The 21,591-nt window shown below is 62.0% G+C and carries 24 protein-coding genes; 10 read left to right on the top strand and 14 right to left on the bottom strand.

The features are described 5' to 3' along the window. Window positions 1–40: 40 nt before the first annotated feature. The 5 genes from CV013_RS00665 to CV013_RS00645 form a co-directional block, all read right to left on the bottom strand. Window positions 41–1,204 carry an efflux RND transporter periplasmic adaptor subunit gene (locus tag CV013_RS00665; RefSeq protein WP_102153345.1) on the bottom strand — a complete coding sequence of 388 codons (1,164 nt, stop codon included), beginning with the start codon at window positions 1,202–1,204 and terminating at the stop codon, window positions 41–43. Between the two features lie 11 nt (window positions 1,205–1,215). Next, window positions 1,216–2,469: a TolC family protein gene (locus CV013_RS00660; RefSeq protein WP_102153344.1), complete on the bottom strand. Its 1,254-nt coding sequence runs from the start codon at window positions 2,467–2,469 to the stop codon at window positions 1,216–1,218. Window positions 2,470–2,534: 65 nt separating this feature from the next. Next, the gene (locus CV013_RS00655; protein ID WP_102153343.1) at window positions 2,535–2,873 is read right to left on the bottom strand and encodes a hypothetical protein; all 339 of its coding nucleotides are present in this window, start codon (window positions 2,871–2,873) and stop codon (window positions 2,535–2,537) included. An 83-nt stretch (window positions 2,874–2,956) separates the two neighbouring features. Further along, window positions 2,957–3,352, bottom strand: a complete 396-nt coding sequence (locus CV013_RS00650; RefSeq protein ID WP_102153342.1) for a DUF3703 domain-containing protein — start codon at window positions 3,350–3,352, stop codon at window positions 2,957–2,959. Continuing rightward, the gene (locus tag CV013_RS00645; protein WP_102153341.1) at window positions 3,345–3,965 is read right to left on the bottom strand and encodes a cation transporter; all 621 of its coding nucleotides are present in this window, start codon (window positions 3,963–3,965) and stop codon (window positions 3,345–3,347) included. The genes CV013_RS00650 and CV013_RS00645 overlap by 8 nt, the downstream gene beginning before the upstream one ends. A gap of 67 nt (window positions 3,966–4,032) precedes the next feature. Here CV013_RS00645 and CV013_RS00640 point away from each other — a divergent pair, with 67 nt between their 5' ends. Continuing rightward, a complete protein-coding gene (locus CV013_RS00640; protein WP_102153340.1) occupies window positions 4,033–4,431 on the top strand; it encodes a MerR family transcriptional regulator in 399 nt (132 codons plus the stop codon). Window positions 4,432–4,632: 201 nt separating this feature from the next. On the opposite strand, the gene CV013_RS00635 is transcribed toward CV013_RS00640, so the two are convergent. From CV013_RS00635 to CV013_RS00605, 6 genes are all read right to left on the bottom strand, one after another. Then, a complete protein-coding gene (locus CV013_RS00635; RefSeq protein ID WP_102153339.1) occupies window positions 4,633–5,118 on the bottom strand; it encodes a DUF6692 family protein in 486 nt (161 codons plus the stop codon). Next, the gene (locus CV013_RS00630) at window positions 5,115–5,645 is read right to left on the bottom strand and encodes a DUF305 domain-containing protein (RefSeq protein WP_223805395.1); all 531 of its coding nucleotides are present in this window, start codon (window positions 5,643–5,645) and stop codon (window positions 5,115–5,117) included. Before CV013_RS00630 ends, CV013_RS00635 begins: the two co-directional genes overlap by 4 nt. Before the next feature lie 79 nt (window positions 5,646–5,724). Next, entirely contained in the window at window positions 5,725–6,504 is a 780-nt protein-coding gene (locus CV013_RS00625; protein WP_223805367.1) for a glutaredoxin family protein, read from the bottom strand. Beyond that, window positions 6,504–6,977, bottom strand: a complete 474-nt coding sequence (locus CV013_RS00620) for a DUF411 domain-containing protein (protein WP_102153338.1) — start codon at window positions 6,975–6,977, stop codon at window positions 6,504–6,506. The genes CV013_RS00625 and CV013_RS00620 overlap by 1 nt, the downstream gene beginning before the upstream one ends. Before the next feature lie 388 nt (window positions 6,978–7,365). After that, window positions 7,366–7,980 (bottom strand): DUF2231 domain-containing protein, encoded by a 615-nt coding sequence (locus CV013_RS00610; protein WP_102153336.1) that lies wholly within the window; start codon window positions 7,978–7,980, stop codon window positions 7,366–7,368. Beyond that, window positions 7,977–8,252, bottom strand: coding sequence for a metal-sensitive transcriptional regulator (locus tag CV013_RS00605; protein ID WP_102153335.1), 276 nt, complete (start codon window positions 8,250–8,252; stop codon window positions 7,977–7,979). The genes CV013_RS00610 and CV013_RS00605 overlap by 4 nt, the downstream gene beginning before the upstream one ends. A 91-nt stretch (window positions 8,253–8,343) precedes the next feature. Between CV013_RS00605 and CV013_RS00600 the strand changes: the two genes are divergently transcribed. The 9 genes from CV013_RS00600 to CV013_RS00560 all read left to right on the top strand — a co-directional run bounded on the left by CV013_RS00600 (window position 8,344) and on the right by CV013_RS00560 (window position 18,911). Further along, the gene (locus CV013_RS00600) at window positions 8,344–10,197 is read left to right on the top strand and encodes a copper resistance system multicopper oxidase (protein WP_102153334.1); all 1,854 of its coding nucleotides are present in this window, start codon (window positions 8,344–8,346) and stop codon (window positions 10,195–10,197) included. Next, window positions 10,194–11,303 carry a copper resistance protein B gene (locus CV013_RS00595; RefSeq protein WP_102153333.1) on the top strand — a complete coding sequence of 370 codons (1,110 nt, stop codon included), beginning with the start codon at window positions 10,194–10,196 and terminating at the stop codon, window positions 11,301–11,303. The genes CV013_RS00600 and CV013_RS00595 overlap by 4 nt, the downstream gene beginning before the upstream one ends. Window positions 11,304–11,406: 103 nt before the next feature. Next, window positions 11,407–12,369, top strand: coding sequence for a CDF family Co(II)/Ni(II) efflux transporter DmeF (gene dmeF / locus CV013_RS00590; protein ID WP_102153332.1), 963 nt, complete (start codon window positions 11,407–11,409; stop codon window positions 12,367–12,369). Between the two features lie 293 nt (window positions 12,370–12,662). Then, on the top strand, window positions 12,663–14,558 hold the full coding sequence (locus CV013_RS00585; protein WP_102153331.1) for a KAP family P-loop NTPase fold protein: 1,896 nt from the start codon (window positions 12,663–12,665) through the stop codon (window positions 14,556–14,558). Window positions 14,559–14,890: 332 nt separating this feature from the next. Beyond that, entirely contained in the window at window positions 14,891–15,457 is a 567-nt protein-coding gene (gene qatB, locus CV013_RS00580) for a Qat anti-phage system associated protein QatB (protein WP_102153330.1), read from the top strand. Window positions 15,458–15,483: 26 nt separating this feature from the next. Further along, window positions 15,484–16,734: a Qat anti-phage system QueC-like protein QatC gene (gene qatC / locus CV013_RS00575; RefSeq protein WP_102153329.1), complete on the top strand. Its 1,251-nt coding sequence runs from the start codon at window positions 15,484–15,486 to the stop codon at window positions 16,732–16,734. Continuing rightward, window positions 16,731–17,480 (top strand): Qat anti-phage system TatD family nuclease QatD, encoded by a 750-nt coding sequence (gene qatD / locus CV013_RS00570; protein WP_102153328.1) that lies wholly within the window; start codon window positions 16,731–16,733, stop codon window positions 17,478–17,480. The genes qatC and qatD overlap by 4 nt, the downstream gene beginning before the upstream one ends. Window positions 17,481–17,805: 325 nt before the next feature. Beyond that, window positions 17,806–18,498 carry a Panacea domain-containing protein gene (locus tag CV013_RS00565; RefSeq protein WP_102153327.1) on the top strand — a complete coding sequence of 231 codons (693 nt, stop codon included), beginning with the start codon at window positions 17,806–17,808 and terminating at the stop codon, window positions 18,496–18,498. After that, window positions 18,498–18,911, top strand: coding sequence for a hypothetical protein (locus tag CV013_RS00560; RefSeq protein WP_102153326.1), 414 nt, complete (start codon window positions 18,498–18,500; stop codon window positions 18,909–18,911). Before CV013_RS00565 ends, CV013_RS00560 begins: the two co-directional genes overlap by 1 nt. Before the next feature lie 46 nt (window positions 18,912–18,957). Here the strand turns inward: CV013_RS00560 and CV013_RS00555 are convergent, their stop codons facing one another. The 3 genes from CV013_RS00555 to CV013_RS15990 all read right to left on the bottom strand — a co-directional run bounded on the left by CV013_RS00555 (window position 18,958) and on the right by CV013_RS15990 (window position 21,589). Next, the gene (locus CV013_RS00555; protein WP_102153325.1) at window positions 18,958–20,706 is read right to left on the bottom strand and encodes an SIR2 family protein; all 1,749 of its coding nucleotides are present in this window, start codon (window positions 20,704–20,706) and stop codon (window positions 18,958–18,960) included. Between the two features lie 86 nt (window positions 20,707–20,792). Then, on the bottom strand, window positions 20,793–21,167 hold the full coding sequence (locus CV013_RS00550) for an excalibur calcium-binding domain-containing protein (protein WP_223805369.1): 375 nt from the start codon (window positions 21,165–21,167) through the stop codon (window positions 20,793–20,795). Further along, window positions 21,158–21,589 (bottom strand): hypothetical protein, encoded by a 432-nt coding sequence (locus CV013_RS15990; RefSeq protein WP_102153324.1) that lies wholly within the window; start codon window positions 21,587–21,589, stop codon window positions 21,158–21,160. Before CV013_RS15990 ends, CV013_RS00550 begins: the two co-directional genes overlap by 10 nt. Window positions 21,590–21,591: the final 2 nt, after the last annotated feature.

Genomic DNA, 21,591 nt, shown 5'->3' with positions numbered 1-21,591 from the left:
CGTATCTGCATGGGTTGCCACGGCGGGCTCGTTGTGAGTCTCAGTGACCATGGGTCGCGCCCTCCTTCCCGAGTTCGGCCTTGAGCAGGAAGGCATTGGTGACAGCGATCCGCCATCCCTCCTGAAGACCGGAAAGGATCGTCACTTGACCAGCGGATCGTGTCCCGAGCTCCACGTCGCGAGCCTGGAAGCCGGTCTTCGTCCGGACGAAGACCACGTCGCGTCCTTCGACCACCTGGATAGCGTCTTCCGGCACTGCGATGCGGTCGCGGTCGATTTCGCCCGAAGGCCTGATCCGTGCCTGAAGGAAGGCACCCGGCTGAAGCCCCGGAACGCCGCGTGATAACGACAGGACCGCAGTCGCACTGCGGCTCTCCGGATCGAGCGAAGGCGTGACCGAACGAACCCGGGCGCCGATTTCCCGACCGTCGCCGACCAGCAGCACCGCCTCGTCACCAGGTTGGATGCGAGAGGCTTCGGCCGAAGGCAATGCCACCTCGATCTGGAGTCCATTGGGATCGACCACGCGGTAGAGTTCCTCGCCGGCTTCCACGAAGGCCCCGAGCACAATCGGTGCCGCGGTGATCCTGCCAGCCAGGGGAGAGGTGACTGCCAGCGAACGCCCGTCGCCGCTGACCCCAGCTGCCGCTACCGCGGCCTGCGCCCGCTGCAATTCCGAGCGGGCTACGCTGAGATTGGCCTGCGCGCCTTCCAGATCCTGGCGGGCCGTGACATTCTCCTCGAACAAACGCCGTTCGCGTTCGTAGGCGGAAGACAGCTCGGTCACCCGGGCCCGTGCCGTGCTGAGTTGCGAGGCAAGCGCGGCGGCATCCGCGCTCTCGATGCGCGCTACGGTCTCGCCGCGTGCAACGTAGTCGCCCAGCGTCTTGCCCACCGAGCGGACGACACCCGAAGCGCGGGCGTCGATGCGGGCGGTGGAAGTGGGGTTCGCCGCGACAGTCGCCGGAAAGACAAGCTCGACAGCGGCTCCAGACCGGACGGAGGCCAGCTGTATCCCGGCCTCGCTGATCTGCTCTTCGCTAAGCGTGATCACCCCTTCAGGTGTCTCGGTCGCAGCTTCTTCCTGCGCATGGTCATCTTCACCTGCATGGTCGTCGACCTCGGAGGTTGGCCAGAATATCAACGCCATAGCGCCGATTGCGATCACGATACCGACGAGGATCGCCAGCTTTCTGCGTGTCATTGATATATCCTTCACTGTGCGGCCAGCCCGATCAGTTCGGCTGCGGCCAGGCCCCTCTGCTCGCGGGCGGCGATGAGCGCCTCGCGGATCGTGTCGCGTGCCTCTGCGGCCGCGAGAACTTCGATCAGGGGAAAACGTCCGTTGCGATATCCGATGCGAACGAGGCGCAGTGCCTCCTCCGCCTGCGGGAGCGATGTCTGCGAAAGGGTCTCGACGCGCGCTTCGGCACCAAGATACCTGGCCCGGGCCGTGGCGACCGCCTGCTCGTAATCCGCGAGGGCCACGGCTTCGCGAGCGTTCGCTGCGCGCAGCCGAGCTTCGGCAGCAGCGATGTTGCCCTGGTTTCGATCGCGAAAAGGAAGCGGGATCGAAACGCCAACGACGAACGCATTATCGCCGTTTTTTTCGAAGCGCCGCACGCCTGCGGAGACCGTGGGATCGGGAATACGCAGGCTCCGCTGCCGCTCGATCTCCGCCGCTGCAGCGGTGCTCTCGGCTCGCGCGACCCTATAGGTGAGGCTTTCCGCTGCTTGGGTCAAAAGGGAAGCGGGCGGAAGGATAACCGGAAATTGCGCCGAGACGAATGGCGCTTCCCTGCCGGCCCATAGAGCAGCGAGCGCAGTCCGAGCCGACAGGCTCTCCGCCTCCGCCTCAACCAGGCGCGCGCGCGCTTCGGCAAGGGCCGCATCCGCCCTCAATGCGCGCAAAGGCGGCTCGCGGCCGACCTCCACAAGGACACCGGCAATTCGGGCAAGCTCTTCATTTCGCGCGACCACGTCCTGCGCGAGTTCGACCCGGGCGGCTGCGGCAGCAGCTGCGAAATATCGCTCGCGCACCAGCTGTCCCAGTTCGACCGTGGTAAGGTCGGCCCTGAGAGATGCCAGTTCGGCCTGGGATTCGGCCACACCGATCCGCGCAGATCGCTTGCCGCCGAGTTCGAGACGCTGGCCGACGGAGAGCGTATATTCGGTAGACTGGAGACCCGAGAATGCCCCGCTGCCAGCGACGTTCTCGACCTCGAAGGACACTTCGGGATTAGGCCGGAGACGGGCTTGATCGACAAGCGCGACCGCCGCGTCTGTTTCAGCGCGGGGCCCCACGAGGCGGGGGTTGGTGGTGGCGGTATCGGCCTCAGCGGCGACCCCGCTGAGTTCAAGGGCGTCGTCGAGCGTGACGACACGCGGGTCCTGCGCGCTGGCCGGTCCCGTGGACAGGGCGAGTATCAGCCCCCAGACGGGGGCTGCTCGCCACGATATAGCGAACATGGATGGGTATTCCTCTGCTGACGTTCAGTTCGGCATCGGAAAACAGGTCCGACGCGCGGCGAACGTCAGCCGCGAGGAGGGGGCGTTGCCAGTTCGGTCAGATTGGACGCGAACGAGGGCTGGTCGCCAGCGCGCAGGGCACCCATGACCGCGCCCGAGGTATAGGCGTCAGACGATCGCCCGATGGCCTGCGAAACATGATGGCAATGGCCATGCGCACAGACGCTGTGCTTCTCCGGGCCACGGTCATCATCACCGGGCTCGTCGTGCTGCTCGAGCTGAGATGCTACCGGAGGCTCTCCCGCGCATTCGGCCGCTTCCGCCACCGGAGCCCACAGCACACCGAATGCAGTGCACAGCGTGATCAGCTGAAGCAAGAGGGAGCGGGCGAAGAGCCGGGTCATCGCGTGTCCGGTAGCAGCGGAGGTTCGGCTGCGAAAGAACTATCTCGCCAGGTGGCATGTGATTTCATAACAATACCATCGATTTACGCATCGGTTTTCTTCGGCGTGCGATCATCACCACACGGCGATTGACCAAGCACACGCCTGATTTCCGGCTCTATTTCCATCCGGGCGAATGCGCTTACATTCGAACGACCACTGTTTCCGGTTGGAAGTCTTCCGGTGATGTTGCCGATGGGGGCAAGGGAAAGTCGGAATATCTGACCGGGAAGTTCGCGCCAATCACGCGTCCTCCACGCAAGCTTCAGCATACGCAAATGCGAGGCGCAGTGCGGTCCCAAGCGATCTTGGGCAACCACGTGGGCCCGCTCAAGATGGTGCCAAGCTCCGTCGAAATTCTGCTCGTCCGAAGCCTTTGCTGCGCGTCGGTATTCTTCTGCTAGGAATGCATCCTTGCTGGGAATAGCGCCGCTATCCATGACCCAGTTCCTGACGCGCATGCCCGAACACCTCCACGCTGCCCCAGAGGGCTAGTGCGGCCATGATCGAGGCGACCAGCAGGTCGGGCCACGCTTGGCCCGTTCCGAATACCCCAAGGGCGGCGCCGAGAACCGCAATGTTTCCGATCGCGTCGTTGCGCGAGCAGATCCATACCGACCGCATGTTCGCATCGCCATCTCGGAACCGAAAGAGCATGAGCGCGACGATCACGTTCGTCGCCAGAGCCAGCGTGCCGACCATTCCCATCGTTACCGGCTCCGGATCGGCACCCGCCATCAATCCATAGATGGCATAGCCGATCACCCAGATACCGAACGCGAGCATGGTCGCTGCCTTTACCAAGGCAGCTCTGGCCCGCCATGCGAGCGCCATCCCGGCAACGCCAAGACTGATCGCGTAGTTCGCGGCATCGCCGAAGAAATCGAGCGCATCGGCTTGGAGCGAACGGGAATCAGCAGCGACACCAGCCACCATCTCCACCACGAACATGGCGGCATTAGCGATGAGTGCGATCCACAGGACGCGGCGCCAGCGCGGATCGTTGTGCGCGGCGGTGTCAGGTTCCGGCGTCTGGCAACAGGACTTCGCCATGCCACTCTCCTTGCAACGTTCGAGTCGCAAGAACATATGCACCTTGTAGCAACTACAAGGTCAAGCGATGCGTATCGGAGAACTCGCGAAAGCCACCGGCACAAAGGCGGAGACGATCCGCTATTATGAACGAGAAGGCATCTTGCCTGCTGCGGATCGCACAGACAGCAATTACCGCGACTATTCCGACAGCCATCTGGCGACACTGACTTTCGTGCGCAGGGCCAGGGGCCTGGGATTCAGCATGGCGCAGGTGCGCCAGTTACTTGCGTTCTCAGAGCACAAGGAGAAGCCGTGCGCGGACATCGACCGCCTTGTCAGGCATCAAATGCAAGACGTCCAGCAGAAGATCGCCGATCTTAAATCCCTTCATGAGGAACTAGAAGAGATGATGCGGTCCTGCGAGGGAGATTTGATCAAGGACTGCCGGATCGTAGAAAGCCTGTCTCGAAGACGATCGCAGTAGGACGATCTGCTGGGAGTGACATTTGCCTCCTTCATCGCAAGGGACATTGTGGCATGACCATCGCGGTTGGAGCCAATGCTTCGTGCCGCCAGAGCGAGAGAAGCGGGGGCACGATCCACATTAACAGCCTTATCCCTCAGATACCGAGAACTTCAGGCATTGGGCGGGGATCCCTTCAGCCATAAGCTGCACGGAAGGCCTTCACCGGTCGCAGTCGACATAGCCGCTGTAACCGAGCTCGTCCCCCGCTCCGGGCGGAACCACGATCAGCTGCTGCGCTGACAATCCCGCATTTCCTTCCCCGTCCAGCATCCGCGTCGTCACCAAGAGTTCGCCGCTATTGAAACGATCGGAGCCAGCAGGCTCGACCGGAATGAGCTTTCCGTTCAACTTGATGAAACCTAGACCACCGGGTTCGTAGACAAAGGTCGGGAACCCGACCTCGGTGAGCCGGAACACGCAGCGTCCCTGCTTACCTCCAATGGCAGCGATGTCGGCATCGGTCATGGTTTCGGGCTTCACCAATGCGGTCGCGACATTCTGCAGCGCGCTGGAAGCGGGTTCGATCGGCGAGGCTCCTGCTGGCGGATCGAGACGCGCTTCACGATCGTTGCCGATCGCAGTATTTTGGTTGCACGCAGCCAGGGTCGCAGTGAGCCCAACGATGAGGAAAAGGCCCGTCTTCATTGCGCGGCTCCTTCGTCAGGTGTTTTGTCGGATGCGGGGTCCGTTCGCGGCGTGACGCCACCCGACCTTTCGAGTCCGACCGGCAGGCGCCTTTCATTCCGCACGCCGTTCTCCTCGATGTCGGAGATCAGATACTTCATCTGCGCGATCTCGCGGCGCTGAGCGAGGATAATGTCATGCGCGAGCTTGCGCACCCGCGGATCCTTGATGCTGGCCCGCTCGCTGGTCATGATCGCGATCGAGTGGTGCGGAATCATCGCTGCCATGTATTCCTCGTCGTCGATGGTCGTCTGGCTGCGAACCAGCCAGAGCGCGAGCGCGAAGACGACCACTGCCATGCCGAGGACGATGAAGTTTTTGGTCCTGTCCTTATACATACCCCACATGAAAAGCAGCATGACGACCATCATCATCGCGCCCATCACGAACATCATCCAGAAGCGCGTCTCGCTCCAGAATATGTGATCAGCGTCATACGTGTTGGCATACATGAGGAAGAACATGATGACGGTCGATGTCGAGACCATCGCCATGAAGCGCCAGTAATTGCCGGCGCCATCGTTCGATCTGGTTTGATTGGTTGAACTCATGGAAAACTCCGGGAGATTATAGCGTGATCCAGCCGAGCGCCTTTGCGCCCATCCACAGTCCCATGCCGATCATGAACAGGTTCTCGGTCAGGGACACGAAGCCGAGTGGCACGTTGCTGCTACCTCCCACGCAAGCGCATTTCAGCTCGCGCTTGTCGACATAGACCGCCTTGAACACGCTGACCGCGCCGACCGTGCCGATGAACAGCGATACCGGGACCGAGATGATCGGCAACGCGTGCGCCACCATCAGGATACCCGCCAGCGCTTCTCCAAAGGGATAGACGAACCCGTATCGGACCCACCGGCGCGCCAGCAGGTCGTAGTTCAAGAACATGGTCGAGAAACTGCGCACGTCCTGTAGCTTCTGAACAGCGAGGAGCGCCATCGATAGGCTGACGAACCATTCGATCGCCTGCACGGTGAAGATGCTGCCGAAGACATACCAGCTGATCCCGAGACCGAGCAGGAAGGCGACACCGAAGATGGCGATCACCGGTTGGTAGCTAGTCTCGTCCTCTCTCTGGACGGACTTGCCGAGATGCCCCCGCAGATCGTCGTAGCCCCCGATCCGCTGGCCGCCGATGAAAGTCTGGGGCGTGGTCCTGACGCCGTGCTTTTCCTTGAACGCGTCGGTCTCCTCGCGCGTTTCGAGGTGATGGTCCTCGATCTCGAAACCTTCACGTTTCAGCAGGTCGATCGTCTTAAGGCCGTAGGGACACACATGGTCCGGCATCACCATCCGGTAGACGGTGGCGGCTTTTTCGGACGCGCTGGTGGGTTTCCGGTCACTCATCACATATTCCCTGGATAGCTCGCCCAGACACTACGTCCTTCAGGCCCGAAGGCGATGACCTGATAGGGCTGGCGATGATCGCCATGCTCCATCCCGGGGGAGCCCATCGGCATGCCTGCCACGGCGAGGCCGGTTACACCATCCGGGCGCTCCGCGAGCAACCGCTCGACGTCGGCAGCGGGCACATGGCCTTCGATCACGTAGCCATCGGCGATCATGGTATGGCAGGAGCGCAGGTCATCGGGAACGCCATGCTGGGTCTTGACCACGCCCATGTCGGGATGGTCGACCGAGTTCACCTCGTGCTTCTCGCCCTGTGCCATATGTTCGGCCCATTCGAGGCAGCAGCCGCAATTGGGATCTCGATACATGGTGAAGGTGGCCGCTTGGGCGACGCCGGCACACGCCGCGACGAGGATGGTCGCGAAGGAGGCGAGCGAGCGGCGGACGGTCCTGGTCGAACGAGGATTCATTGATGCATTCCTTCCATTTCGTGTTCCGACATATCGGACATATCGTGCCCGGCGTGAGAATCGGGCGACGGGATAGTGGATGTGGGACTTGGCACCGCCGGCCTCGGCGCGGGTTCCGGTGCCGTGGATGAACGATCGTCCGAATTTCGGGCAGATGTCCGGGGTGCGGAATCCGGCGTGGTCGCAGCGACCGTTTGCGAGGCAGCCGGAGCCGAGGCGCCGTCAGCCGCAGTGTCCACGACATCCAATGATCGCGGTGCCGCATCCGTCATCGATGATGTAGCTCCGGCGCGGTCAGTCTCGTCCGCCTCGGGGACAGCGTCGGCTCCGCAGGCTGCGAGCGCGAGGGTTCCGATGGAGATAAGAGCGTAACGACTAATAGGCATTTTCATAATCCCAGATGGTTGGATCCATGAGCGAGTTCGCCGCCCCAATACCCTTGAGCGAGCACGATGATCGCGATCAGGAACAGCAGACCCCGAAAAGGAAGGCGGTCCGCACGATGAGACAGTAGCGCCGCGAGCGGGGCCGCTATCGCCAATCCCGTGCCGGTCCAGCGATGCCACTGCATCGTCGCATCACCCCCAAACCAGAGTCCGGTGTGAATCCACCCGAAGAACGCCGCGACTACGGCACCGACGGCACCGCCCACGGCCATCACCCGCACCGCGCTTCGTAAGCCTGGCGCCGGGCTGAAGATCGACAGAAGTTCGGTAAGCGCGGCCATCAGAAGCAAGGCGATCGGGAAATGCACCGTGGCCGGGTGCAGTCTCGTCCAGATCGATGCCGCTTGAGCCTCGTGATGATCTGCAGATCGTGTTGGATGCCCTTGCTCATCTTTCGCGCCAACGGCTGGTGAGACCTCGTGAGACACATTCGCGTTCGCAGTCGCGGCGGCGGGCGTAGCCTTGTCCTTCTCGTGTTGCTCCGGGCCATGAGCGAAAACAGGCTGGGCAATCGTCAGCAGGATAAGCGAGACAAGAAAGCGTAGCCCTGGGCTCACCGTTTGGCCTTCTCGAACAGGTCGATCAACTCACTGAACTTCTGCTTCTGCTCCTCGGCGTCGCCGCTCGCGATGGCCTCAGCCACACAGCAGCCCGCATGCCGCTTGAGGATTTCACTCTCTGCACGCCCTAGCGCGGCCTTCACCGCCTGGACCTGCGTCAAGATATCGATGCAATACCGATCATCCTCGACCATCTGCGCAACGCCGCGGACCTGACCTTCGATCCGGCGCAGGCGATTCACGATGCGGGAAATATCGGGCTTGGTCACATATCATCCTTTCGGGTTCATACCCTGTCAGGGTATCTTGCAATACCTTGCGGGGGTATATATGTCCGATGGCGAAGGAGTTGCAAGACCTATGTCTGAACTGAATGTTTCACGCCGGGGGCTGTTGAGCGCTGGCGTGCTTGGAGCCGGAGCGCTGGCGATGCCGGCCTGGGCCCGCGGAGCCAACATGAGCGGTCCCGCTATCCGTCAGGGTTTCGACGAGGTGTCGGGCCGCAGCATCGATCTCACCATCGCGCGTGGTCAATCCTCCGTGCAAGGCCGCCATGGGATGGGTGTCGCGGTGAACGGGAGCGTTCCAGGCCCCCTCGTGCGGCTGAAGGAAGGCGAGCCGGCGAATCTCAACGTCACCAACTCGCTCGACGAGGACAGCTCGATCCACTGGCACGGTCTCCTGGTCCCGTTTCAGTTCGACGGCGTGCCCGGCGTGAGCTTCCCCGGTATCAAGCCAGGCCAGACGTTCACCTACGAGGTGCCCGCGCTTCGTCAGGCGGGCACCTACTGGTGGCACAGCCACTCGGGCCTGCAGGAGCAGGCGGGCCACTACGGACCGATCATCGTCGATCCGGCCGGGCCCGATCCAGTGCAGGCCGACGCCGACTACGTGCTGCTGCTCAGCGAATTCACGCCGATGCATCCGCACACGATCATGTCGAAGCTGAAGAAGGGCGAGGGCTACTTCAACTACCAGCAGCGCACGCTCACCGACGACTACCCACTGACCGGCGAGGAACGGCGCATGTGGGCGGAGATGCGGATGATGCCGACCGACATTCTCGACGTGACGGGGTCGACATACACCTATCTCGCCAATGGACATGGTCCCCAGGAAGGCCTGGAATACCTGTTCTCGCGGGGCCAGCGCGTGCGCATCCGCGTCATCAACGGCAGCGCGATGAGCTTCTTCAACGTGCGGATCCCGGGCATGAAGTTCTGGGTAGTGGCCGCCGATGGACTCAACGTTCGGCCGGTCGAGGTCGAGGAGTTTCAGATCGGCACGGCCGAGACCTACGACATCGTCGTCGAACCGACCGGCGAAGCGCACACGATCGTCGCCGAGAGCATGGACCGTTCGGGCATGGCGGTGGCGACGCTCGCCAGCCAATCCGGTGCGCGTGCACCGGTCCCGGCACTGCGGGATCCACCGCTGTTGACCATGGCCGAAATGGGTATGGGTGGAATGGATCACGGCTCGCATGGCGGCGGCACCGGCGGGAGCATGGACGGCATGGACCACAGCGCGATGGGTCATGATGCTCCTTCTTCAGGTGGCATGGAAATGGGCGGCGAGGCATCGTCCAGCGACGCGGCGATGGCAGGAATGTCGATGAGGGGAATGAACATGCGGGACACGTCCCGCCTGCCATCCGACGTGAATATCGGACCGGGCATCGACATGGTGGCGATGAACCCGCAGGACCGCATGGGCGATCCCGGCGTCGGCCTCGCCGATATGCCGCACAAGGTGCTCAACTACCGCGACCTCGTCGCGCTCGAGCCCAACGACGATCTGCGGACGCCGTCCAGACAGATGGAGATCCACCTGACCGGCAACATGGAACGATACATGTGGTCGTTCGATGGCAAGAAGTTCTCGGCCGTCAGCGATCAGCCGATCCGCTTCGCCTACAACGAGCGCGTGCGCGTGAAGCTGGTGAACAACACCATGATGGCGCACCCGATCCATTTGCACGGCCACTTCTTCGAGCTGGTCAACGGTGCACCCGCCGACCGGCAGCCGCAGAAGCACACCGTCATCGTGCAGCCGGGCGGCTCCGCCCAGTTCGACCTGACCGCCGATGAACCCGGCGACTGGGCGTTTCACTGCCACCTTCTCTATCACATGCACGCTGGCATGTTCCAGATCGTGACCGTGGCGCAGCGGGGCGACCAACCGGACGTCCAGCGCGTGGGAGAAAGCGGATGAGGTATCTGATCGCAATCCTGCTCGCCGGGTCGGCGTCGCCGGCTTTCGCGCAGCACCAAGGCCACTCCGCACATGGCCGGGAGACCACGTCCCCCGCGACACAGGAACAGAGCGCGTGCGAAGCGGAAGCGGAACGGCACCGCGCGATGGGCCACGCCGTTCCCGAAGGTGCCTGCGCGCCGAGCGAGCAGCAATCCGATGACCATAGCGGCACGGACCGCTCCCAGATGGACCACTCGACCATGGACCATTCGTCGATGGACCACTCGAGCATGAGCCACGAACCGGGTTCGGACGGGCAGGCAACCGGCGAACAGGTGGACCATTCGACCATGGGGCATGACGACATGTCGATGGAAGTTCCCTCAGGACCGCCTCCTGCCTCGGCCGGCTCGGGTCCGGCGAACGCCGCTGATGCCTACTGGGGCGCCGAGGCGATGGACGAAGCCCGCGAACTCCTGCGCCATGAGCAGGGGGGGCAGCAGTATTTCTGGTTCCAGGGCGACCGCGTTGAATATCGTGCCCGCGAGGGTTCGGATGGCTATCTCTTCGACCTGCAGGGATATTACGGCGGCGACCTCGACAAGTTCTGGTTCAAGTCGGAAGGCGAGGGAAGCTTCGGCGAAGACATCGAAGGCGCCGAAATGCAGGCGCTATACAGCCGCGCCATCGCTCCCTTCTTCGATCTCCAGGCCGGTATCCGGCAGGACTTTGCCCCGATGGACCGCACCTATGCTGTCGTGGGTATCCAGGGTCTTGCACCCTACCTTTTCGAGATCGATGCAGCTGCATTCCTGTCCGACCAGGGCGACCTGACTGCACGCGTGGAGGCGGAACTCGACCAGCGCATCACGCAGCGGCTGGTCATCCAGCCAAGGGTAGAGGCGTCGTTCTCCGCGCAGGACGTGCCCAAGCTCGGCATCGGTGCGGGTCTGGACAGCATCGAAGCCGGAGTGCGCCTGCGATACCATTTCGCGCGCGAGTTCGCCCCCTACATCGGTATCGATCAGGAATGGCGGGTCGGGCAAAGCGCGGATTACGCCCGCGCCGAAGGAGAGGATCCGAGCGTGACCAATTACGTCGTCGGTGTGCGGTTCTGGTTCTGACCTTCGACCTGTCCGACTGCATTGCGCCTTGTGGAAGCATCTCCCGACATCTCGGTAAGTGGCCCCATTGACCAAGGATGCAGCCGACAAGTAGACAAGTGCCATGCATCACGATCGAACACATGCCTCTGTCCACCGGCACGATTTCCTCGGATCTTCCCACGACAGTCACGCGCGCCGGACACGTTGGGTCGTTGCGCTAACCGCAGCTATGATGGTCCTCGAGATCGCCGCAGGGCTGTGGACCGGCTCAATGGCCCTGTTGGCGGACGGCATCCACATGGCGACGCACGCGGGCGCTCTGGGTGTGGCAGCCTTCGCCTACTGGTTCGCGAAACGGCATGTCGGCAATCCCCGCTTCACCTTCGGAACAGGGAAGGTCGGCGACCTCGCCGGGTTCGCGAGCGCCTTGCTTCTCGCGGTCTTCGCGATCGGTATTGCGTTCGAATCCTTTCAGCGTCTGCTAGAACCGGCCAATATCGCCTATTCCGAGGCGATCTGGGTGGCTGTCCTCGGTTTGCTGGTCAACTTGGCCAGCGCATGGCTGCTAGGCGGAGATCATCATCACCATCATCATGGTCATGATCATTCGCACGATCACGGCCACGCGCACTCGCATACCGACAACAATCTTCGTTCCGCTTACCTCCACGTTCTCGCCGATGCATTGACCTCCGTCATGGCGATCGTCGCGCTACTCGCCGGCCGCTATTTGGGATGGGCCTGGATGGACGCTGCCATGGGTCTCGTCGGCGCGTTCGTTATCGCTCGGTGGTCCTGGTCGTTGATGCGCGATACGGCGAGCGTCCTCATCGATGCGGAAGCCGGCCCGGATCGCCTTGCGGAAGTTCGCGAAGCGATCGAGGATGGGGATGCGGTGGTGAACGATCTCCACGTTTGGCGGGTCGGCCCCGGGTATTATGCCGTTATCGTCTCGCTGGTCGCCGATCGCCCTCTCGCACCAGAGGAGTATGCTGGACGACTGGCCGTCCACGAAGAATATGCCCACGTGACAGTCGAGGTGCATACTTGCGCAGGCGTGCATCCCCGATTGCGGGCCGCCTGAACACGGCCCCTTGATCAGCTGTGAGTAGTTAGAGTCGCGACCCATGCTGCGATCAGAAAAGCTAACCCCATAAGCGAGTGGCGAATCCTAAAGACTGCGTGCCCGCTTACGTAGAGGGCGATCCGGTCGTGTCAGGAAGGCTCACGTTCGCTTCTGTAGCGATACGGATCGTCCCCGTTCGGCGTTGGTAAGCCCTTGGGTGCATTGGCATCGTCAGGGGATATCTGAGTCATCGACTTGACGTTGAACTAAGGTAGTATGAACGTAGCTCCCGAGGGGAGACGTTTCCAAAAATGTGGTCAGACAATGAAACAGTTCGCGACCTAGTGAACTTCTCGCAGGTCGCGGAGATCGCCGCTGAGCGGATCGTAGGCGCTCGCGGAGAGCCATTGTCGATGGGTATCTCCGGCGATTGGGGGGTCGGCAAATCCTCGATGATGAAGTTACTGCGGAATTCACTTGAAGGGCGCGACGAAGTCGATGTCCGGTTCGTCGAGTTCAATGCATGGCTCTATCAAAACTACGACGATGCCCGTGCTGCTCTTATGGAAGCCATTACCGCAACGGTGGTCGAACAGGCGATCGAGAAGGAGGACACTCTAGCCAAGCCTGTTCTTGAAAAGGCGAAAGGCCTGCTCAGGCGGGTGAAAAAATTGCGACTGCTAGGCCTCGCGGGCTCAGCAGCAGTTGACTACTTTACTATGGGGACGATGACCCCCCTCGTAGCCGGCGGTATGGCAGCATTGAGCGGCCTGACGGACGGCAGCGTCACCGGAGAGGACGTCAAGGGAGCGAAGGATTTCGTTGTAGAGGGCATCTCGGGCGGGGAATCTCTCATCGACGAGGAGAAAGACGGGGAGGGGACCGAACCAGCCGAAGAAACACCTCGAAAGGCCATTCAGGCGTTTCGGGATGATCTTGAAGCGACCCTCGAAGAGCTTGGCATCACACTGGTCGTTCTCATCGACGATCTCGACCGCTGCCTGCCCAAGACCGCCATCGCGACGCTCGAAGCCATGCGGCTGTTCCTGTTCCTCAAGCACACCGCTTTCGTGATAGCAGCCGACGAGGGCATGATCCGTCAGGCCGTGCGCTCGCATTTCGATGGGGCCGAACTCGACGATGACCTTGTCACAAACTACTTCGACAAGCTGATTCAACTCCCCATCCGCGTTCCTCCCTTGGGAACGCAGGAAGTGCGGGCATATCTGATGATGCTGTTCGTCGAGAACGAAGTGGACCTCGACGACAACAGAAAGGAGGAAATGCGAGAAGCGGTCTGCAAACGACTGGGACGCTCGTGGGAGGGGAAGCGCGTCGACAAGGCGTTCATGCTCGAACAGATCGGGGAATGCCCACCAAGTCTGCTCAACAGGCTTGCCCTCGCCGAGCGTATCGCACCGATCCTCACGACGTCACCCAAGATCCAAGGCAATCCCAGGCTGATCAAGCGGTTCCTCAACACGCTCTCGATGCGGATGGCTATGGCGCGGATACAGGAAGTGAACGTCGACGAAGAGGTCCTGGTCAAGCTGCTCCTGTTCGAACGGTGCGGTGACAAGGACGCATACGCCGAGGTGCTGAGGGCCGTGAACGAAGCGGAAGACGGACACCCAACCTTGCTTGCCGACAAGGAGAAGAATGTTCGGGGCGAGGGCGATGCGCCCCTGGAGAAGCCCTGGAACGACCCCTTCCATTCCAACTGGCTCGCCCTCGATCCAACCCTTGCCGACCGCGATCTGCGCGGTGCCCTTTACGTCAGTAGGGAAACGCATCCGATCATATCGCGAGCAGACGAGCTGTCATCGGATGCCAAGAGCGTGCTCGACATGCTCCTCAAGATGAATTCGGCCAGCACGACCGTGAACGAGGAGGTCGCCAATCTATCCACGCAGGAAATAGCGCATGTCACCGATGCGGTCCTCCTCAAGGCCCGCCAGGAAACTTCGTGGGGAACGCCGAACATCCTCAATGCCATGCAGACACTCGCCGACAAATCCTCGGCTTCCGCATCCCTTGTCGTCGCGTTCTTCGCCGAGGTGCCAACCAGCCAGGTCAAGCCAGCGCTGGTCCCACGTCTGGCGAACACCGAATGGGGAAAGCAAGTGCTTACCTCGCTCAACGCCCGTGAAGACATGAGAGGCGCTGCGCACAAGGCGATCCAGGCAGCGATGAAGGGAGAGCGCTGATGGGAACGTCTGCATCAAGCAAGGGGCCTGGTTCGGGGCCCGATATCCCCATCGTGCCGCCTTGGGTGGATGATCCCCCGAGGCCAGCGCCCCAACAGACACCTCCGAACGCGCAGCCCAATCCCCAGTCCCCGCCGGGCGGCCCGGGCACGCCTCCCGGGCAGGGGAACCCGAACCCGCCTCAGAGTCCTCAGCAACAGCCGCCTCCACCAGATCCATCACCACCCGGTCGTTGGCGCGGGACTCGAACTTCGCTCGGTAAATTCGCCGGCGGAGGGGCGGATCGGGAACGCCATCTGAAGCGTGGCCTAGGTCACTATTCGAGAGGCGGGATGGGCGGAAGCCGGAACGCGGCACGGCGCCTCGGTGGGTCATCCCGGACGGCCAGCAGCCTCCATTCCGCACTGACTTCGCTTTCCTCCGGCGCTCCTCTCCCGCCAGATCTGGGCATCGACGCACAAACACTCGCCGGCCTGCCGCCGGATCAGGCGGTCGATGCGCTGATTGATGCGATCAGGCCAATCGATGGGACTCAGGACGCGGAGGCCACGCGGGATTCCGCGGCGCGCGCTCTATCGGAGGTCCTGACACAGAACCCGGACCTCACGAGCCTCACACCTGCACAGATCGACCAGGTGACGGCTTCGCTCCTCGGTCATGACGTCGCGCACAGGATCGAGCTCGACGTCGGCAAGGCGGTCATCGACAAGGCCCCCACCAAGGGAGAAGGCCTGGAGAGGTTACAGGAGATGAAGGATTACGTGCGCGAAGTCGTCGCAGCCGAATATGCGACCGAGCGTGCCAAGGCGGGAACGGTCGGTAGGGCAGCCATCGAGCGCATCTCGAACAATGCCATCCAGCAGACCTTCGAGGTTTTCGAGGACGATGCCGACCTATGACAACCATCTCTTGCCTTCCCGAGGACATGGCCGACCTGCCCGGTTCGGATGTGCGGTTCGACCTCTATTCCAATTCCCGTATCGGCTCGAGAGGGCGCGTCGGAGACCTGGTGCCAGGCCCCCTGCGACGACAGGGCCTGCGTCCATCGGAGGCGGCCTGGGATTTCACCTCCTTCGCGCTTTCCGCAGTCGCTGCCGACGAAGCGGTATCGCGCGAACGCAGCCCCGACGGCTGGACGCGCGAGATCGAGCTCACCCTGGCGGTAACGAATCCCGACCTCTGGAAAACGCAGCGCGGGCGCCTGACCGAAGCACTCCGGTTCCTGTCGGGTGACATCTGGTCGCTCGAGTTCGTAGGGCACGGCATCGTTCCGCCTGGTCGCGGCAAGGAACGGGTGCGCTCCGAAGATCTCGTCTGCCTATTGTCCGGCGGCATGGACAGCCTGGTGGGTGCGATCGATGTCGTGAAGGAGGGTCGCACGCCGCTGTTCGTCAGTCAGATCGCCAAGGGCGACTCCGACACCCAGAAGCGGTTCGCGCATTCTATATCGCCGACGGGCCTCCACCTTCAGGTGAACCACCACGCCCGGCCTCCCGGCCGGTCGGAGAGATCGCAAAGAGCGCGTTCGCTGGCATTCCTAGGCTTCGGCGTTCTGGCCGCCACCTGTCTCGCGAAGCACCGCGACGGCAGCCCTGTCGAACTGCGAATCCCCGAGAACGGTTTCATCAGCCAGAACGTGCCTCTGACGCCCATGCGCACCGGATCCCTCAGCACGAGGACCACGCATCCGTATTTCCTGCGCTTGATTCAGGATACCCTCGACGAAGTAGGCCTGCGCATCAATCTCAACAATCCCTACGAGACCACAACGAAAGGCGAGATGCTCGTCGGTTGCGCAGACCAGAGTCTTCTTTCCGGTCTGGCCGGGGCCTCCACGAGCTGCGGACGCTATTCGCGGACCGGGTTCCGGCATTGCGGACGCTGCGTGCCATGCCAGGTGAGGCGAGGAGCCTACCTCGCCTGGGGTCATCCCGATGATACGACGGACGGTTACAAATACGACGACTTGAGCCTGAACGATAGCAAGCATGCACGCTTCGACGACGTGCGCTCGGTGGCCATCGCGATCGAGACGGTGCGCGCCAGCGGCATCAACGAATTCATCGGGGGCGCCATGAACAGTCAACTGGTCGGCAAGGTCCAGCCCTATCGCGACGTTGTCGACCGTGGTATCGCCGAACTCGCAGCGCTGCACGCGAGCCTACGTGTTCCATGATCGATTTCCACTGCCATCTCGACCTCTATCCCGACCCTAGTGCAGTGCTCGATGGCATCGATGCCAGAGGCACCTATGTGCTTGCCGTAACGACCACTCCCAAGGCTTGGCGTGGCACCACGAAGCTCGTCGGTGATCGCAAGCGGGTGCGGGTCGCGCTCGGGCTCCACCCCGAGGTCGTCGCACAACGCCATCAGGAAGTAGCGCTCCTCTGTGGCCTGCTACCGGAAACGCGATATGTCGGCGAGATCGGGCTCGACGGAAGCCCGGCGCACCGGCAATCGCTAGAGCTGCAGGTCAAGGTGTTCGAAAGGATCCTTTCCGAGTGCTCACGCCTCGGCGGCCGCTTGATGAGCATCCATTCGCGAGGGGCCGCTTCAAGGGTGCTGGATGCGCTGGATCTGCACCCGGGAGCCGGGACCCCCATACTGCACTGGTTCAGCGGGACGACGCGGGAATTGGAACGTGCCGTTAGCCTGGGATGCTGGTTCTCCATCGGTCCGGCCATGCTTCGATCCGGAAGAGGACGAGAGCTCGCTTCGGCGATGCCCCTGGACCGGGTCCTCACGGAAACCGACGCACCATTCACGCGCGTTGGCGATGATCCGCTCATGCCATGGCAGGCTTACGACTGCCTCGCAGGGCTGGAAAGTGTCCGGGGTATCGATCGGATTCAATTGGGCAAACTCGTCGAGGACAATCTGCGCAGAGTAGTTCAGGCTCAGCCGGCACTATTTCCCGCGTAATCGACACCTGACGCGAGACGCTTCGGCTCACTCGCAATCGCGTTCACCCGCTGTCGTCGCTACTTCGCCTACAAACCGACGAGGTGTTGGTCGTCGCTGACGGATTCGCCCCATTCGACGTTGCTCCCACCGGTCCGACCGGTGAGCCCATCATGGATGATATTTTTGGTGCGAAACGCGCCGTTCCGATGTTGAAAGACGGCCTGCACATGAACCTGACCAAATGCGTGCCTGACCATAGATCGTTTCTCACGCCAGCGTGAATTTCAATCAGCTCCGCATCGCGCTTCCTCCGAAGGGGTAGAAACCTGAAGGAGTGAACGTGATGGAAAAATACAAGGTGATCGCCCGCGAGCTCAATGCCATGCGCCATGCGTCGCCGGCCCGTCTAATGCTTTGTTTACGCTTCGGGTCTAGCCGACTGACCATGGCCTACGGATCGGGGAGCGACATGGGGGCAAAGAATTACAATCCGCGAAAGGCGGCGCAGGTTATCGCCTACTTCGCCCTCAGGACCGGCAAGCGCAGCATCGATCTCATCAAAGCGATCAAGCTGGTCTACCTCGGCGATCGCGAAAGCATCGCTCGCTGGGGCGAACCGATCCTGCTCGAACCTCGCGTTGCGCTGCCGCTCGGACCGGTCAACGACCTCACTTACGCCTATGCGAAGGGTGAGCGTGAAGATCCAGAGGGATGGTCGGCGTTCCTCGAAAGCCGCCACGAAAACACCCTGAGGCTTCGCGAAGGCGTGAGCGTAGAGGATCTGGACGAGCTTAGCGAGGCGGACATCGAAGCGCTCGCAGGCGTCTGGGACAAGGTCGGCTTCATGGAACCCATGGCGCTGAGCATGTGGACCCACAAGGACGGCAACGTGCCCGAATGGCACGATCCAAAGAACAGCAGCCGGCCGATCCCCCTGGCCCGAATCATGCGGGAAGTTGGAATGGCGGAGCCCGACCGGTCAGCCGTTGAGATTGAACAACGCCGCTCGCTCGCCGACATCCTCGGAGGCGACTGATGGCAGCCAATCTCTTCAGGCGTGGCACCCTCCTAATGCCGTCAGGTCCTGCCAACGATCCTTGGCGCAAACACCTCCACATCATCTGCACGGATCCCGACGAAGAGGGGCGCCAATTGCTGGTCCCGATCTGCTCGATCCGGAATGATTTCTACGACCGCACATGCGAGTTATGGGCCGGTGCCCATTCCACGGTCCATCACCCCTCCTACGTGGCCTATCGGCACGCGGCACTGGGACGCCATGATCTCCTGCGCATACGGGTCGAGGAACGCGTGCTGGTGCCGCGGGAGGACCTGAACGGTCAGGATTTCCTGCGGGTCACCCGAGGCATCACCATTTCAAAGCATACGCCCGGCAAGATCAAGGCCCATTACACAGAGGTCGAGCGTAGAAGCAGGGAAGCCGCCTAGCCGAGCATTCACAGATGCGCTCGCACCTAGTCCTGTGTTCGCCTCGTCAGAACCCTACACGGCGAGCCAGCAGGTCGATGTTCCGTTTTACCCCGTTCCAATGATCTTTGGAGCCATTGCTGAACCCTGCGGCAAGCAGATCGTCGAAAAGGCCGGGCGCTTCGAGCTTCGCCAGCGTGCGTTCCCTAGCAGAGCCGTTCCACATCGTCTGACCAAAAGGCATCCATGTAAACTCGCTCAGCTTGGCGAGGTCCTCGGCGGATTGGCCTTCCAGCGCCACAAAACCGCCCAGCAGTTCGACCATATGGTAATTTTCCAGCGCTGCCGTCTCCATCAACCCGAAATCCCGCTGCCATGGGACGACCACTTCTACGAGATGATCCGCCCACGCCGTCTTTCTCCGCTCCATGCCAGGCCAATGCTTCCACCATTCGGCTTCGACACCGTCCCAATATGACATGAAGAGCGAGAACATCGCATCCCGCGGTTCGCGATCGCGGCGGGCGATCTTAAGGTCCAACCAGCGATGCAGTTCTTCCCACCTTCCAGCCTTAGCCAGTCCCAATGCGTAGCTCAGCAAGATCAGATAGGCAGGGTAGGTCGAGACTCCTACCAATGCGGAGTTTCCAGTCTGCGGAGCCCGCGCCATGAGTTCGCGTAATGCGTCCTCGAGCAACGGAAATTCCGAGCCGGATCCCCAGCGACCCGCCAGGCCCGCCACGCGGGCAAGGGGTTCCCCCATACTCTCCATGGTCCGCCATCGTTCCATGAGTCGATCCCATGTCGGCTGCCCATCGATGGTGGCCAATTCCCCATCGACAAGGTGCGCGACAACGCGCTGGGTCTGATCAGTTATCGTATCGGCCAAAGCGATCCTGTATTGTGGGCCGGAAAGATTGCGCTTCGTCGTAGCGAGCAAGAGTTCGATGGTATCCGGAGATGGCCTGCGGGCCGCGGCTAGCGTCTCGACGGCAGCCGCGAGATTGACGAAGAACCGGTCGGCATCCTCGATCGGTATCGTGCCGGCGGCCTTGAGCGCAACCACATCGGACGTCGCCGACGAAGGTTCGCCATGCATGGCCCACCAAAGCGGATAGCGCCTGTTTGGAGCCCGAGTTAACGCAGCCCGTAGAGCAGGGTCCCATTCACCCGACCAACCTGCCACGACCAGCCCATGTTCGTCGAAGATTCGATCGAGCAGGGCATCGAACTCAGCAGGATACGAACCGAGCTCGTCATCGATGTTGCGGATCCGATTGTCGAGATAGTCGCCGTGCAGCTTGATCAGCGTGCAGCGGTTATGCGTAAGGGGGCTGGCACCGGCAAGATCATCGACAGACGAGATCACCACCGGCTCGACGCCTACCGCCACCAGTGCCCCCTCGATCAGACGGTCGAAGTTCGTCGTGATCAGAACGCGTATGAAGCCATCGCGAACCAGTCTCGCGATTGCATGGTGCGCAGGGGTGGGGACGCGTCGTTCTTCCTTCAGATCCTCGGCGGTGGGCTCAATATAGTGGTGGAGCACGGACCGACGTTCCGCTGCTGTCAGGGATAGTGAATCGAGCAGGGACGAGTATCCAGGGTCGGCCTTGAATCTCGATCTATACCATGCGGCCCAATCCCGTTCGTCCGTTACGCCTTCGGCTGCGGCGAGCCTGCGCACGAGGTCGAGAGTGATATCCCAGCCCGTGGGTATCTGAGCCGACCGAGAAACACCCGAGCCGATGAGCAATGCGTAGACACCGGGATTCTCAACCACCGAGAACGCAAGCCGCGTATCAGGTTCGATCATTGCCAAGCCCTTCCGTTCGATGGCGGCTGGCGCATCATGCCCATCTCCATTGAGGCCGCCCTCATCTTTATCATGCCGATCCCGCGTTATTCACAGCCAATTCCATCGCCATCGCGATCGAGATGGCGGGCGTAGCCCGGATCCCCCCTCCGCACAGGAGCGGCCCCTGCAGCGCGTGCCGCCGTGCAATTGGCGTAATAGACCTCACCCCTCGTCGCCTGACGCGGCTCGGTCCGCGTTGCGGCGGCCCGATGGCAATGCCGTCCTCCGTTCTTGCGATCGTTATGACAACCGTCAGCCGCGAGACCTCCGGGATGGGCCGAAGCAGAGGCCGCCCAGATGAGAGACACAACTGCAATCACCAATGATCCCAATACAAGCGTCGCGACCAACCCGAACTCCAGCCTAATCAACCAACCGCGCTCTTCGCTTTGCCGATCATTCCATTCCCTTAGCGACATTCGTGCAGCCCCCAATACCGGTCCCACCGCGCGGCCCAACCTCCGCGGACCATAGCGCAAGATAAGTCACCGGACTTCGGCGAGGTGCACCACGCGCCTGTCCGGTCGCCTCCCGCAGAACCGGTCGAAACACATCGCATCGCTGGACCTGCCACGAGGACATGACCGTAGCGCCCGGCGCCGGTGGGTCGGCCGATCAACTCGACCAAAGCATTTCGCGCTACCATCGCATCGGCTGCGGGGCACGGGTGACCAGCGGAACAGGAGCCGTCGAGCTCGCGCGCAGCAATGCCAGCAAGCCGGATGCGTGGGCCTTCTTCACACCATACAGGCCCGTCGCCGTCCCACACGGCTTCTGGGGTGCAGATGAAAGACTCGCCGGCCGGCACGACCGCGGCCGCGAGGAGAAGAAGTGCCGACATTC

It is taken from the genome of Tsuneonella flava (assembly GCF_002870965.1).
Lineage (GTDB): Bacteria > Pseudomonadota > Alphaproteobacteria > Sphingomonadales > Sphingomonadaceae > Tsuneonella > Tsuneonella flava.
This window is presented reverse-complemented; position numbering and strand designations above follow the sequence as displayed.

Coding starts and splice junctions, on each gene's coding strand:
- qatC (WP_102153329.1), top strand. CDS start 15,484: ATGGCCGACCTGCCCGGTTCGGATGTGCGGTTCGACCTCTATTCCAAT.
- CV013_RS00635 (WP_102153339.1), bottom strand. CDS start 5,118: ATGAAGACGGGCCTTTTCCTCATCGTTGGGCTCACTGCGACCCTGGCT.
- CV013_RS00565 (WP_102153327.1), top strand. CDS start 17,806: ATGGAAAAATACAAGGTGATCGCCCGCGAGCTCAATGCCATGCGCCAT.
- CV013_RS00620 (WP_102153338.1), bottom strand. CDS start 6,977: ATGAATCCTCGTTCGACCAGGACCGTCCGCCGCTCGCTCGCCTCCTTC.
- CV013_RS00560 (WP_102153326.1), top strand. CDS start 18,498: ATGGCAGCCAATCTCTTCAGGCGTGGCACCCTCCTAATGCCGTCAGGT.
- CV013_RS15990 (WP_102153324.1), bottom strand. CDS start 21,589: ATGTCGGCACTTCTTCTCCTCGCGGCCGCGGTCGTGCCGGCCGGCGAG.
- qatD (WP_102153328.1), top strand. CDS start 16,731: ATGATCGATTTCCACTGCCATCTCGACCTCTATCCCGACCCTAGTGCA.
- CV013_RS00630 (WP_223805395.1), bottom strand. CDS start 5,645: ATGGTCTCGACATCGACCGTCATCATGTTCTTCCTCATGTATGCCAAC.
- CV013_RS00645 (WP_102153341.1), bottom strand. CDS start 3,965: ATGGCGAAGTCCTGTTGCCAGACGCCGGAACCTGACACCGCCGCGCAC.
- CV013_RS00640 (WP_102153340.1), top strand. CDS start 4,033: ATGCGTATCGGAGAACTCGCGAAAGCCACCGGCACAAAGGCGGAGACG.
- CV013_RS00600 (WP_102153334.1), top strand. CDS start 8,344: ATGTCTGAACTGAATGTTTCACGCCGGGGGCTGTTGAGCGCTGGCGTG.
- CV013_RS00650 (WP_102153342.1), bottom strand. CDS start 3,352: ATGGATAGCGGCGCTATTCCCAGCAAGGATGCATTCCTAGCAGAAGAA.
- CV013_RS00660 (WP_102153344.1), bottom strand. CDS start 2,469: ATGTTCGCTATATCGTGGCGAGCAGCCCCCGTCTGGGGGCTGATACTC.
- CV013_RS00555 (WP_102153325.1), bottom strand. CDS start 20,706: ATGATCGAACCTGATACGCGGCTTGCGTTCTCGGTGGTTGAGAATCCC.
- CV013_RS00625 (WP_223805367.1), bottom strand. CDS start 6,504: ATGAGTGACCGGAAACCCACCAGCGCGTCCGAAAAAGCCGCCACCGTC.
- CV013_RS00550 (WP_223805369.1), bottom strand. CDS start 21,167: ATGTCGCTAAGGGAATGGAATGATCGGCAAAGCGAAGAGCGCGGTTGG.
- CV013_RS00595 (WP_102153333.1), top strand. CDS start 10,194: ATGAGGTATCTGATCGCAATCCTGCTCGCCGGGTCGGCGTCGCCGGCT.
- CV013_RS00585 (WP_102153331.1), top strand. CDS start 12,663: ATGTGGTCAGACAATGAAACAGTTCGCGACCTAGTGAACTTCTCGCAG.
- qatB (WP_102153330.1), top strand. CDS start 14,891: ATGGGCGGAAGCCGGAACGCGGCACGGCGCCTCGGTGGGTCATCCCGG.
- CV013_RS00655 (WP_102153343.1), bottom strand. CDS start 2,873: ATGACCCGGCTCTTCGCCCGCTCCCTCTTGCTTCAGCTGATCACGCTG.
- CV013_RS00665 (WP_102153345.1), bottom strand. CDS start 1,204: ATGACACGCAGAAAGCTGGCGATCCTCGTCGGTATCGTGATCGCAATC.
- dmeF (WP_102153332.1), top strand. CDS start 11,407: ATGCATCACGATCGAACACATGCCTCTGTCCACCGGCACGATTTCCTC.